We start from the raw sequence: 13,906 nt of genomic DNA on the forward strand, positions 1-13,906 counted from the left end.
GATTAAAACTTAAGGTTTACACCAAAAATCATTGATTTAGAAAGCGGGAATGCTCCGTAATCGTCTCCATTGTTGTTAACAGCTTCTGGATTGAAACCTCCTGAGTATTTATCGCCCCCAAACCAGTTTTCTGCAGTAACATACACTCTTGCGCCTGTCACTACTTTCGAGGTAAACAATGAGCCTAAATCGTATCCCAATGTAATGTTTCTGATCCTCCAATAGTCGTTATCATACAACCAGTCGGTGTTTTTAATTCTACCAAAGCGAGATGGGGATTTCCTTACCTTGCCCTCTATGTCTGCTTCGGTAATAGAACCATCTTCTGTCCATTTTACCCTATCGCGAATGTAGCCTAAGTGGTTGTCTCCACCTCCTTGACCCGTCCTGTTCATTGCTCTGCCGAACGTAGAGTAAATCACACCGCCGGTCTGACCTTGGATCAAGATAGAAAGGTCAAAGCCTTTGTAGCCAAAGTTGTTGGTGATGCCCCATACATAATCGGGGTTAGGATGGCCAGAATATGTGCGATCGTCTGCATCAATTTTTCCGTCCCCATTGTTGTCAAGGTATTTTGGGTCACCAGCTTCTTGGTTGCCATACAATGGGTAGCCGTTAGCGATATCTTCTGAAGTAAGGATGCCGATATCTTGTACCACATAAATGGTGTACATAGGTCTGCCCACTTCCAAGATATTATGTTGGATATCATATGCTCCGCCTAAAATTGGAGTGTTATTAGGACCTAGTTGCTTTACTTCGTTGGTATTATGGCTCAAATTAAGGTTTGTGCTCCATGTAAAAGAGCCAACCAAGTTGCGTGTAGAAAGTTCTACTTCCCATCCTTTGTTCAATACCTCTCCTATGTTAGTAAGTGCTCTATTGAAACCACTTGATGTTGGAACAGGTATGTTTAACAATAGGTTGGTGTTGTTTTTTGTGTAGTAATCAAAAGATGCAAAGATCCTGTTTTCCAGTAAGCCTAGGTCGAAACCTATGTCAATCGTCTCAGACTCTTCCCAGCTAAGGTTAGGGTTGGCAAAGTTTACAGGAGTAGTGCCATTTGCCAACGTGCCTCCGTAGCTGTAGTTAGCTGCGCCAATTCTGGCAATTTGGTCGTAGTCGCCTACGCCGTTGTTACCTGCTATACCCCAGCTGCCTCTCAGTTTCAAGTCAGATATAAAATCTACATTTTCGAAGAAGGCTTCTTCCGAAATTCTCCACCCTACCGAAGCCGATGGGAACACACCCCATTTGGTGTTTTCGCCAAATTTAGAAGAACCGTCTCTCCTAAGACTTGCTTGGAACAAGTAACGGCTATCGTACCCATATTGAACTCTTCCAAAGTAGGAAATTAATACGTTTTGGCTTTCGCCAGTGCTACCACTATAACTGGTAGCTGCATTTAGCGTGTTTATTTCATCCGAGCCAAAACCTGTTCCTCTTAAATCGAAGTTTTCGAATTTGTAAGTGCTATACGAATATCCCGCTAATGCCGAAATATTATGCTTATCGATGGTTTTGCTGTAGCTAAGCGTACTTTCCGTTACTAAGTTTTGGCGAGTATAACCTCTATACCTGCCACTGGCTGTTCTGTTTCTGGTGACGAAAGCAGGTGTCCAGTCTTTGCGGGTATTGCTATGGATATCATAGTTGATACTTTGCTTAAACCTTAAACCTTTGATGATTTCATATTCACCAAAAAGGGTACTGATGTTTCTGAGTGTCTTAGATTGTCCAATTCTTTCTTGAGCTACTTTTACTGGGCTAGACCTTGAAGTACCCCAAGCGTACCGAGGATTATCTCCTATGTTAGTACCATAAATACCCGCGGAAGATTCTACAACAGGAGAAGAGCCTACCACAATATGCGTAATGGCATCTTTTCCCTCTACTCCCGGATCATCCGCTATGCTGTAAGAAGGGGATAAGTTTAGGCCAAACCTTAGTTTTTTGTTTGGTGTAAGCTCAATATTAGCCCTTGCACTGTACCTTTTGTATCCAACGCCAATAGCTATACCATCTTGGTCGAGATAGTCCGCAGAGATATAATATTTCACAACTTCAGTACCGCCATTTGCAGATAACTGATAGCTCTGCATTTGTCCTTTTCTGAAAAACTCGTCTTGGTAATCAATATAGTCCAAGCCTTCGTGGTTAGGGTCGAGCCACCTATCGTCGTACATATATTTGGTATTTATATCTACTGGTTGCCCCGTTATTTGTTCTAAAAGGGCTCTTCTTTGCTCGGTAGTTTGGCTCGAAGTAGCTCCGCTTCCTCCATGATCGTTCACCCAAGCATAATTAATATGCTCAAATTGCCTATCTACCCATTCTTCAGAACTCAAAATATCCAGTTTTTTTACTGTTTCGCTCCAGCCTGTGTAGGTGTTAAAGCTGATTTGTGGCTTGCCAGATTTACCCTTTTTGGTGGTGATCAATACAACACCGTTTGAACCCCTTGAACCATAGATAGAAGCGGAAGCTGCATCTTTCAATACTTGGATAGATTCAATATCATTTGGATTTAAGTTGTTCAGCGGGTTGCCATTTCCGAAACCACCGCTGCTGCTCTGGGGAGAAACTTCCAATGGGAAACCGTCTACAACATAAAGAGGTTCGTTGTTGGCTGAAATAGAACCCGTTCCTCTTACTTGGATACTAAAGCCTGCTCCGGGCAAACCACTGGTTTGTTTTACTCGTACACCGGCTAGCTGGCCCACCAACACTTGATCCACTTTATTGAGCGGACGTTCTGTTACATTTTCAGCGTCCATAGTGGCTATAGCTCCCGTAATATCCGCTTTTTTCTGCGTTCCATACCCAATCACCACTACCTCTTCCAGTTGTTCCAAGTCTACTGTCAATGAAATGTCTATTACTGTTTGGTTGGTGACGACCACTTCTTGGTTTTTGAATCCTATGTAGCTGAATTGCAACGTTTGCCCTTCTTTCGCATTCAATTTGTATTTGCCATCTATATCGGTAACCGTGCCCATGCTCGTGCCTTTTATCAAGACACTTACGCCTGGTAAAGGCTCATTATCTTCCGAGGAGGTAATGGTACCCGTGATCAATTGTTGAAGGACAGACTCTGTTTTTATAACTTCCTTAATTGCCGGGGTAAAAGCTTTTTGTTTCCTGACATGGATGTTTCCATCTATTCGGGTAAATTGTAGGCCAGTGTCTTTGGCAATAGCTCTTAGTACATTGCCTAACGATTCCCTCTTAGCAGAAGTAGATACTCGTTTATCACTTTTTACTATTAAGTCATCATAATTGAATTTAAAATCGGTGTTAGCCTCAATTGCTTTAAATGCCTCAATAACTGATACATTTTGGAGGTCAATACTGATATAAACATCTTCTATACTCACTTTCTGAGCGACGCCATCTTTCGCAAGCATCATGCTAGACAGAAAGCATTGGATGATTAAGCCAAAAAAAGTAAGCTTTGACATAAGTAAAATTTGTCTTAGTATTTTCAATTTCATATTTTTAACTGTTTTTGGTACAAAAAATACTGAAAATCAATGCCTTTAAAAACTGGTGATAGAGCGTCCAAACAATATTTCCACGTTTTTGAAGGCTTTTTTATGGCATAGGTTTTTATGCCATATTCGCCGAATAAACCCTAACTTGTATTGCATATTATCATTGCTAAAAAGGTTGGTTAATAAATAGTTATAAAATTATCTTCCATAGTATATTTAATTCCTGTGGCTAGTGAAATCCCATCCAATACCCTTTCTAGGCTTTTGTTTTTGAATGAGCCGTTGTAGCTTATTTTTACCTTGCGCTTCACCTCAAAGGTGACCCCGTACCATCTGGCAAGGGTTTCTGTTATTTCTTCTAAGTCAGCTTTCTTAAAAAAGAGGGTACCATCTTTCCAAGCTATCGTATTGGCATCAAATAACCCTTTTTCTATTTCAGCCTCTTTTTTGTGGTAAATAGCATTTTCTCCTGGTACTAAAAAGACCTTGTTTTTAGTTGTTTTCTTTTTGTTATTAGAAGAGTTTACAACGACTTTTCCACTTGTGAGTGCAACTTCAATGGCTTGTGATTGTGGAAAAGCCTTTATGTTAAATGAAGTGCCCAAGGCGGTTGTACTTATATTGCCAGTTACTACTCTGAACGGACGGGTGGTATCTCTGGCTACATCGAAATATGCTTCGCCGGTTAGGTAAACTACTCGTTCGTCATCTGAGAATTGAGTGGGGTACCTTAAGGTGCTTTCTGCGTTGAGCCAGATCTTGGTTTTGTCGGGTAGGGTTAAAATTGATTTCCTTCCTGCCGTATTCTGCTTTTCTTTAAAGACAGTAGCCGATTGTTGCATCTCTTCCGTAGATTGATTTTTCTGGTAGAGATTGATTCCAGCCCAAACTAATAGAGCTAGGCTGGCGGCAACCATGTATTTCCATACAGGGTAATTTGTTTTTTTGTAAGAAACTTGAAATGGAGATGCACCCTTTTTAATGGAGGCTTTTATTTTACGAAAAGTGGTTTCGCTATTTATGGGAGGAATGGTAGATGTGCTGGGTTCGGTATCCCAGTTCTTGTCCATTATTTTTTCTACAGCGTCTTTATTAGCTGGATCTTTCATCCATTTAATAATGGCAATACTTTCCTTTTCAGTAGCCTGATTATTCAAATATTTCCATATTTGATACTCTTCCGTTTTCATATTTTTAAATATTCTTCACGCTCACTTGCAGGTGATTGTGATCTAGTTGTTAATCATGTGGGTTCGAAGCCCCATCTAATACATATACAATCGAGGAGGGAAGAGGTACGACTCTGCTTTCGTCTTTTTTTTAAAAAATCATCAGAAAGATCAAAATGAAGCTGTGGGGCACATGGGTGTGAGTAGTTAAATATTGGCGGATATCGTTCAAAGCTTTTGTCATCTGGTCTTTGACAGTTCGGATGGAAATGCCTAGGCTGTCGGCAATTTCTTGGTGGCTTAACCCTTCGGTTCTGCTCAAATTGAAAATCTCTCTTTTTCTAGGGGAAAGCTTTTCTATAGCTTCTTGGGTGAGCTGTTTTAGTTCATTGTATTCAATTTGTTCTTCCGTATTGAAGCAAATATGGGTTTCGTGAGCTTGGATATAATTCAGGTAAAGTTGGTGGTAATCCTTCTTCTTAAATTGGTTGTAGATCAGGTTTCTGGCAATTGTTCTTACAAATCCCTCGAAGGAGAGGTCTTCGTTCAACTTATGCTTGTTATTCCAAACCTGAACAAAAACATCATGCACTATTTCTTCAGCGTCCTCTTTTACCTTCAAATAATTGAAGGCAAAATAGAATACTTTCTGGTAATGTTTGACAAATAGTTGTTTAAACGCAACCTCATTACCAGCCTTTAGTTGTAAGACGAGTACTTTTTCTTTTTCCATATTTACGCTCAAGCAAATAGATTGAGAGTATGTCTGAATTTTCAGAATTCAAGTGAAACAGATAAAATTCAAACATACTCTTATTGCAAACTTTATACACTGTTTATCAGTGCTCTTATATTTGAGATAATTGTTTGCCAACCATAAGTACATTTTTAATATAAGCGCGGTTTGTGGCGCTAAGGAAAAATCTTAGCCGATTAAGTTGGATTGATCTTGGTTTTGTCGGTTTGTACTTTCTAAGTTGACTATTTTATGTAAGTTAAGACAAGTTCTTTGCTACTTGGTAAGCCGAATTAGCTATATTTTTCTCGAATTGCAAGCCTTCTATCTCCCATTTGTAGATACTATGATAGTGAATTGAATTTGTATTGCCAAGGTTTTCTTTATAATTGTATTCTATACATTTGAATAATGCAATTCTATTAGGTGCAATCAAAAACTAAATCATAACTCTACACAATACTGTTCAAATAAAAGCTAAAATGCCACAATAGATTTTAAGAAGGGTTTACCTCAGTATAGCAATTTATGAAATAATTCTGGTTACGTAATTATTTGATTTTGATGAATATACACCCCATTTCGTTCTTAAGTTAGTTGAGGAAGTTGTTGTAAAAAATGTGTTTCATGAATGGAGCCGAATCTTCAAATTTCTTCCTATTTCATAAAAAATATTCTTGAGGCTTTGTAAAAACACTAGTCTTAGTTCTATTTTTAGCGGTCTTTTTAGAGTTCTATTTGTTCTAACAAATTCAAAAAATAATACTATATTCAAACTCAACCTAAAAAACTAACCTTTGCGCAGTAGAGTTAAAATAACGGATTTAGCAGAAGAATTAGGAGTTTCTCCATCTACCATTTCTCGTGCACTTAGTGGTGATCAGCGGATCAGCAGCAAAACGAGGAATGCGGTGTTTGAACTTGCTGAGAGATGGGGGTATAATCCTAATCCATTTGCCATTAATTTGTTGAAAAACAAATCAAACAACATTGGCCTGATTTTGCCTGAGTTTACTCATCATTATTTTTCGAGGACATTGTTTGGGATAGAAGAAGAAATAACCAAGCATGGATATCACCTTCTTATTAACACACACAATGGTAATTATGAAAAGGAAGTAAAAGCATCTAAAATTTTAAATGGAATGATGGTAGACGGGCTTTTGGTGTCGTATGCCCGACATACTACCGACTTTGACCATTACAAGCGGATAACTGAAAATGGGGTTCCGGTTGTATTTTTCGATAGGCTTTGCGAAGACTTGGAAGCTTCCTACGTGATTACCGATGACTTTCCCGGTGCAAAAAGTGCTATTGACTATTTGGTGAAAACCGGTTGTAAAAAAATAGCCCACTTCAAAGGTCCAGAAAATTTATCAACGAGTTTTACCAGAAAAACGGGCTACATAGAAGGACTGAAGCGGAACGAACTTCCAGCAGATGAATCTCTCGTGTTTCCATGGAACGAAGATCACGATGAATACCTAACACAAATGGCTGCCTTTATGAAAGAACACCAGCCTGACGGGGTTTTCTGTTTTAGCGATTACATAGCTTACGATGCGTTGATTACGGCTCAAGAATTGAACATAAAAGTTCCTGATGAACTCAGCATTATTGGCTTTGCCAACGAACCTATTTCAAACTATTCTAGGCCTCAGATTTCTACCGTATCGCAACCTGCAGAGGACATGGGCAAGCGCGCTGCTGAAATATTGATTTGGCATATCGACAACCCCGAATCGGAAGACACTTTTGATGAAATGGTGCCGACAGAACTGGTATTGAGGCAAACCACCAAAAAAATAGAAGAAGAGCCTCAGGGCGAATAATTTACCCTTTCTCAATTGAAGAGAAAAGTTTGAAGAAAAGCAGTTGTTTTACCAAAACAAGGTAAATCGACTGCTTTTCTTATTTTATCACTTTCTGCACAAACGTTTGACTAAGAATTCACCATTGTTTTGAATAATCTTGGGTGTTCATTCGGCTTAGAACTTCACCTTCTAACCATTACCCAAAATTCAAAAAAATGAAAAGCACTATTTTTTTTCTTCTTTGCCTGTGCCTTTTTGTACAGCAATCTATCTCCCAATCATTGCCCCAAGGCTACCCCCAAACGGCTAGGGCGAAACTCGGTATAAACCAAGGTTGGAAATTTCATTTGGGCGATCCGCAAGCGGCCTATTTTGAAAAAGACTTTGACGACAGCAGCTGGGAAACGGTAAACGTTCCTCATACGCTTGCGCTCACTTCTTTGGCGCTCGATGGACTTCAAGATGACAAAACCCAATTGATTTTTCACAGAGAAGTGGCTTGGTACAGAAGAGATATTGAAGTAAGTAATAAGCCAAATCGCAAAGTGTTTTTAGAGTTTGAAGGTGCTCACCAAATCACCGATGTGTGGGTAAATGGAAAGCATGTGGGGCAACATGCCGTGGGCGGATATACGCCTTTCCACTTCGATATTACCGATTTTGTGGAAAAAGGGAAAAGCAACCAAGTGACGCTTTTGCTGGATAACCGCAGAAATGAAGTAACTCCTCCCGATCCAGGCCCTTTCGATTATGTAAAGTTTAGTGGCTTGTACCGTGATGTTTATTTGGTAGAAACCGACCTGATGCACATCACTTTCAACTGGGAAAAACTGAGTGCGGGAATCAACATCACAACGCCAACTATCGACCCTGTAAATAAAAATGCTACGGTAAATATCAAAACCGTGGTGAGAAATGAATATGGGCAAACGAAAGAATGCCAAGTAGTTACCCGAATTGTCAATAAGGAAGGGATTGTGGTAATGAAGCTGAAAAACAAGGCACTGATAGGTGCTGGTGGAGAAGTTGAGTTCAACCAAATAGGTAGTTTGGAAGACGATGTGCAGTTGTGGGGAATAGACAATCCATACCTTTATAGGGTGAATTCTATGGTGGTGATGGATGGAAAAGAAGTCGATTGCTTAGAAAACAAATTGGGCTTGAGGAAATTCGAACTTGACCCCGAAAGAGGCTTCATGTTGAACAATGAACCCATCGAACTGATTGGGATGAACAGGCACCAGCATTACTCTTACATAGGCGATGCGCTGCCCAATTCACTTCATTACAAAGATATGCTCCAGTTCAAAGAGTATGGTTTCAACATCATGCGGACAGCGCATTACCCACAAGATAATGCCATCATGGATGCCTGCGACGAACTAGGTATTTTGGTTTATGAAGAAGCGCCAAGTTGGATTTCGATGTCTACCAACCCGAAGTGGTGGAGTAACTTCGAAAAAGCAGCCCGAGCCATGGTTCGAAATCATCGTAATCACCCATCCGTAGTGATGTGGGGTGCGGGAATTAACCACCGTGGCTATGTTCCTAGAGTTCACAACACCATCAAGCAAGAAGATCCTACAAGGCTAACTGCTTCGCAAGGTTCTCGCTGGACGGGCTGGCAAGCCTCAGGCCTCACCGATATTAATGCAAATATGCTCTATGGTCCATTTATTTGGGACAGGTCCGAGCCTATGTTTGCTATGGAAGGCAGGGTAGGGCCAACGGGTGTTGCTCCTCACAAAAGGGATGAAAAAATGGTGGGCATCATTTCTTGGACAGCCCATGCTTACTACACTTTCCACCCAACGCACTCAAAGGCAAATAGCAAAATAGATAGGACAAGAAGTGGTGCTATGACGGCATTTAGGTTTGTTCGTCCAGAAACGGAATGGTACAAAGCAGAAATGTTTGAAGAGCCTTTTATCCATGTAAAAGAAGAATGGAGAGAAGAAACAAAATCCATTACGGTGTATAGCAATGGCGACGAAGTAGAGTTGCTGGTCAATGGCAAATCAATTGCCCGCCAAAAGCCAAGTGCCGATACGCTTTACTTAGGTTTGGACCACCCTCCGTTCGAGTTTTCAACTGTTGAATTTGAAAAAGGAGAATTGAAAGCCGTAGCCTATAAAGAAGGAAAAGTACTTGCCGAAACGGTGGTAAAAAGTCCTTTGAAACCGCATGCAATTAGGTTAGAAGTAGATACGGTAGGCAGAGAATTTACCGCCGATGGATCCGATATTTTGTTGGTGTATGCCCATGTGGTAGATAAAAATGGAACTACAATTTCGGGGACGGATCACTTGATCAGCTTTGGGGTGGATGGCGATGCCAGTGTAGTTGGGGATGGCGCTGAGATCAACGCAAACCCAATGTTTACCGAATACGGAGTAGCGCCTGCGCTTGTAAGGGCAGGTACGGAAACAGGGGAAATTACCATTTCTGCTAAGGCGAAAGGTTTGAAATCTGCCACTGCCACGGTGACTACCCAAACCTTCCAAGCTGATGTAATTGCTTCAGAAGCTACCCCAATTTATGACTTTGAAAAAATCAGGGTTGACTTTGGCGCAGAAGACCAACTTTTGCAATTCGATTGGCTTGGTTGGAATGGAAAAGACAATGCAAATTCCATAGCCGAAATGGATGCTTTTGGAGGGATAAAAGCTACGCTTGAAACAGGTTCTTCGAATGGTGTGATCAGGTGGTTGGGCGAGATGAACGTGATTGGAAAATACGGTTTTGCTTATGCCGATGGCGTAATTTGTATGGACGATGACGGTTTGAAATTGAGCTTTGAAAACTTGCCTGAAGGAAGCTATAAATTGACCACATGGCACCATGCCCCCAGGAGCAATTCGGACGAGATGGATCCTAACAAGGAAAAGCTCAAAACGCTGACCATTCACAAGCTTCCTTACGAGAAAAAAATCACCATTAGTTCGGAGCAAATGCTAGGAGGTTCTGAAGTAGACGCTACGGTAACCGAAGGACAAAATATGCAGTTTTCTCAGCCATGTATTTCCGAGATCATTCTCCATTCGGATGGGGAGCACCCTGTTCTTCTTCACTTTAAAGGGAAAGGTAAAAAAGGTGTGTGGCTAAATGCTTTTGAACTGAGCGAGTGGTTTTAGGTCGAGATATTGCAAAGCAAAGTAGTGTTAGTATGGAATGTATTGAAAATCAATTCTATATATGAAATTGTGGGTTTGTTAAGAGCGCTTTTGTGCAAACCTTTGACTGGATTATCAGTCGGATTCTTGGTAAATCGGACTTAATTAGAAAGCTTAAAATCCGATAGGAAACTACTATGTTGATAATTGAATGATAGAAATATAGTAGCATGAATTAGTTCTTAATTTAAGTAAAATGAAAATAGATAGCCATCAACATTTTTGGAAGTACACCGAAGAAGAATTCGGTTGGATTTCAGATGAGATGGGCAAGATAAGGAAGAGCTTTTTGCCTTCAGACTTGGAAGGCGAATTGGCTAAGTCGGAGTTTGATGGAACTGTGGCCGTGCAGGCAAGGCAGTCACTCGAAGAGAACGATTTTCTCTTGGCTTTGGCTGAAAAATATGACCTTATAAAAGGCGTAGTTGGATGGGTAGACCTGAGAAGCGGGGCGCTTGACGGGCAGTTGGAAAAATACAGCCAGCATCCCAAGTTTAAAGGGGTGAGGCATGTGGTGCAAGACGAGCCTGACGATCGTTTTATCTTAGGAGAGGCTTTCAACAAAGGAATAAGCAAGTTGAAATCATTTGGCTTGACCTATGATATTTTGGTATTTCCCAAGCACTTGCCTAATGTAGCCGAATTTGTGGCATCTCATCCCAATCAACCTTTCGTAATAGACCACCTAGCAAAGCCAGATATAAAAAACAAGGAAATTAATGCTTGGGCAGAAGGTATGCACGCCATAGGCAAGTATGCTAATGTGATGTGCAAGCTTTCGGGCATGGTAACCGAAGCGGCTTGGAATGCATGGAAAAAAGAAGATTTCTTACCCTACCTCGATGTGGTTTTTGATGCTTTTGGAGAAGATAGGATAATGATAGGCAGCGACTGGCCTGTGTGTTTGGTAGCAGCAAATGACTATCAGGAAGTGATGGAGGTCGTTCTTGATTACTTAGGGAAAAAAGGTGAAAGTGTTGTTGAAAAAGCCTGTGGGCTAAATGCCGCTCGTTTCTACGGGCTTTAATGGATGTGAAATAATAGAGAGAAGGCTCTTGTCGTGAGTTTCTTCTTTCATTTTTTAAATAAAAAAATAGATAAAGAAATATAACCGATGAATACGATAATACTACAAGAAGCGGGAAAGCTTGAATACAAGCAGATAGAGTTGGATAAGGGTTTAGAAAGCGATGAGGCTTTGCTAAAAGTCCATAGGGTTGGGATTTGTGGAACAGATATGCACGCTTTCCGAGGTAAACAACCATTTTTTTCATACCCAAGAATTTTAGGGCACGAGCTAGGGGTAGAAGTAGTAGCCGTAGGTGCTGACGTTACCAATGTAAAAGCAGGCGATAAGTGCTCAGTAGAGCCTTATTTTTACAAGGAAGAAGATCAAGCGCCTCGCCGAGGCAAGCCAAATTGTGCGGAAAATATTTCAGTATTTGGTGTGCATGCCGATGGCGGTATGAGGGAATTTATAAAGCTGCCTGCAAAGTATTTGCATTCGTCATCTAAATTGACTTTCGACCAATTAGCATTGGTAGAAACCTTAGGAATTGGTTGCCATGCGGTAAACAGGGCAAATGTACAAGCCGATGATTATGTGTTGGTAATAGGTGCGGGACCAATCGGTTTGGCAGCTATGCAGTTTGCCAAAATAGCTGGAGCGAAAGTAGCCGTAATGGACATAAACGATGGAAGACTTGCCTTTTGCAAAGAACAAATGAAGGTTGATGCTACCATCAATGTATTGAACACCGACCCTGTTGCCGAACTAGAAAAGGTGTTTGGTGGAGATTTGCCAACAGTAGTAATGGATGCTACAGGTAACCAACAGTCAATGGCAAATACGCTTGAGTATGCAGCACATGGTGCTAGAATTGTATTCATCGGGCTTTTCCAAGGCGATTTCACGTTCTTCGATCCGCTTTTCCACAAAAAAGAGCTTTCGCTGATGGCTAGCAGAAATGCGCTGAGCAAGGACTTCGACCAGATCATTGAGCAAATGGAAGCTGGCTTGGTAGATACTACTCCGTGGATTACCCACAGGGTAGCAAGCGAGAATTTGGTGGAGGAGTTTGAAAGTTTCCTTAACCCTGAAAATGGTGTGATAAAGGCAATGATCGAGTTTTCATAACGGTGAATTTCTTGAAAATGAAAAGACTTAAATTAGAATACTAACGCAGATGGAAAAAATGATAGATAAAGTAGTAGAGAAAAAAGTGATGCTGCCATTTGTGCTAGTAACAACGCTTTTTGCTCTATGGGGATTTGCTAATGATATTACAAACCCCATGGTATCGGCTTTCAAAACGGTGATGGAAATCTCCAATATGGAAGCCTCGTTGGTGCAGTTTGCCTTTTATGGAGGTTATGCCACCATGGCAATTCCTGCCGCCATTTTTATTAAGAAATACTCTTACAAATCGGGTATATTAATGGGCTTGGCCTTATATGCTGTTGGTGCGCTGATGTTTTATCCAGCTGCTAGTACAGAACAGTTTTGGCTATTCCTAGTGTCTTTATATGTACTTACATTTGGATTGGCTTTTTTGGAAACAACAGCCAATCCATTTATGCTTGCTTTGGGAGCAGAATCTACCGCTACGCGTAGGCTGAACCTTGCGCAGGCATTCAACCCTATCGGGGCAATTATGGGGCAGTTTGTTGCTATCAATTTCATCCTTTCAGGATTAGAGTCTGCAAAGCTTGGAGCAGAAGGATTTTCTGTGTTGGCAGTAGCTGAAAAAGCAGTTGTTCGTACCCATGACCTTATGCTGATCCGTAACCCATACGTGGCGCTCGGGCTGTTTGTATTGATCATGTTGGTGATCTTCATCTTTGTGAAAATGCCAACCCGTGGCGATACAGACCATGAGTTACACATTGGTGCCTCTTTCAGAAGACTAGGGGCTAATTCCAAATACCTTTTTGGCGTAGTAGCACAAGTGTTTTATGTAGGTGCTCAGATTATGTGCTGGACATATGTAGTGCAGTACGGAGAAAATTTGGGGCTTACCAAAGCAGAAGCGCAGAGCTATAACCTCATAGCTACATCGTTGTTTTTTGTCGCTAGGTTGTTAAGTACCTTCTTACTAAAATATGTAAGTGGAGCCAGATTGCTAATGTTATTTGCGTTAGGTGCAGGTGTTTGTATGCTGGGTACTATGTTTATAGGAGGTTTTGTAGGGTTGTATTTCCTTGTAGGTGCTTCTGGGTTTATGTCATTGATGTTCCCTACTATTTACGGTATTGCTTTGGATGGTCTAGGAGATGATGCCAAACTAGGCTCAGCAGGCTTGGTGATGGCAATTGTAGGAGGAGCGATTATGCCACTCTTACAAGGTTCTATGATGGACATTGGTGGCCCAGGTTATGACGACACCCTGATTTTAGGTGTTCCCGAAGTGAATTTCTCCTTTATACTTCCATTGATATGCTTTGTAGTTATTGCTGTTTATGGCTATAAGTCATATCACAGAAGAGTAGCGTAAAGCTACTTTATCAAGCTTAATGTAAC

At 41.0% G+C, this 13,906-nt stretch carries 8 protein-coding genes; 5 read left to right on the plus strand and 3 right to left on the minus strand.

The genetic code is table 11. The features are described 5' to 3' along the window. Positions 1-2 precede the first annotated feature (2 nt). From R9C00_09120 to R9C00_09130, 3 genes are all read right to left on the minus strand, one after another. Entirely contained in the window at positions 3-3,494 is a 3,492-nt protein-coding gene (locus R9C00_09120) for a TonB-dependent receptor (protein WPO37609.1), read from the minus strand. Between the two features lie 179 nt (positions 3,495-3,673). Further along, positions 3,674-4,684, minus strand: a complete 1,011-nt coding sequence (locus R9C00_09125) for a DUF4974 domain-containing protein (GenBank protein ID WPO37610.1) — start codon at positions 4,682-4,684, stop codon at positions 3,674-3,676. Between the two features lie 130 nt (positions 4,685-4,814). Beyond that, on the minus strand, positions 4,815-5,396 hold the full coding sequence (locus R9C00_09130; protein WPO37611.1) for an RNA polymerase sigma-70 factor: 582 nt from the start codon (positions 5,394-5,396) through the stop codon (positions 4,815-4,817). Between the two features lie 800 nt (positions 5,397-6,196). Between R9C00_09130 and R9C00_09135 the strand changes: the two genes are divergently transcribed. The 5 genes from R9C00_09135 to fucP all read left to right on the plus strand — a co-directional run bounded on the left by R9C00_09135 (position 6,197) and on the right by fucP (position 13,880). Then, complete coding sequence (locus tag R9C00_09135; GenBank protein WPO37612.1) at positions 6,197-7,231, plus strand: LacI family DNA-binding transcriptional regulator; 1,035 nt, start codon at positions 6,197-6,199, stop codon at positions 7,229-7,231. A gap of 197 nt (positions 7,232-7,428) precedes the next feature. After that, a complete protein-coding gene (locus tag R9C00_09140) occupies positions 7,429-10,347 on the plus strand; it encodes a glycoside hydrolase family 2 TIM barrel-domain containing protein (protein WPO37613.1) in 2,919 nt (972 codons plus the stop codon). Positions 10,348-10,582: 235 nt separating this feature from the next. After that, positions 10,583-11,413 carry an amidohydrolase family protein gene (locus R9C00_09145; protein WPO37614.1) on the plus strand — a complete coding sequence of 277 codons (831 nt, stop codon included), beginning with the start codon at positions 10,583-10,585 and terminating at the stop codon, positions 11,411-11,413. 87 nt (positions 11,414-11,500) lie between these two features. After that, complete coding sequence (locus R9C00_09150) at positions 11,501-12,523, plus strand: zinc-binding alcohol dehydrogenase family protein (GenBank protein WPO37615.1); 1,023 nt, start codon at positions 11,501-11,503, stop codon at positions 12,521-12,523. Positions 12,524-12,572: 49 nt separating this feature from the next. Continuing rightward, positions 12,573-13,880, plus strand: a complete 1,308-nt coding sequence (gene fucP, locus R9C00_09155) for an L-fucose:H+ symporter permease (protein WPO37616.1) — start codon at positions 12,573-12,575, stop codon at positions 13,878-13,880. The last annotated feature ends 26 nt before the right edge of the window (positions 13,881-13,906 follow it).

The sequence above is a fragment of the Flammeovirgaceae bacterium SG7u.111 genome, assembly GCA_034044135.1.
Taxonomy (GTDB): Bacteria; Bacteroidota; Bacteroidia; order Cytophagales; family Flammeovirgaceae.

Excerpts from the sequence above, each read along its gene's own strand:
- R9C00_09145 (WPO37614.1), top strand. The coding sequence starts at position 10,583 with ATGAAAATAGATAGCCATCAACATTTTTGGAAGTACACCGAAGAAGAA.
- R9C00_09125 (WPO37610.1), bottom strand. The coding sequence starts at position 4,684 with ATGAAAACGGAAGAGTATCAAATATGGAAATATTTGAATAATCAGGCT.
- R9C00_09120 (WPO37609.1), bottom strand. The coding sequence starts at position 3,494 with ATGAAATTGAAAATACTAAGACAAATTTTACTTATGTCAAAGCTTACT.
- R9C00_09140 (WPO37613.1), top strand. The coding sequence starts at position 7,429 with ATGAAAAGCACTATTTTTTTTCTTCTTTGCCTGTGCCTTTTTGTACAG.
- fucP (WPO37616.1), top strand. The coding sequence starts at position 12,573 with ATGGAAAAAATGATAGATAAAGTAGTAGAGAAAAAAGTGATGCTGCCA.
- R9C00_09150 (WPO37615.1), top strand. The coding sequence starts at position 11,501 with ATGAATACGATAATACTACAAGAAGCGGGAAAGCTTGAATACAAGCAG.
- R9C00_09130 (WPO37611.1), bottom strand. The coding sequence starts at position 5,396 with ATGGAAAAAGAAAAAGTACTCGTCTTACAACTAAAGGCTGGTAATGAG.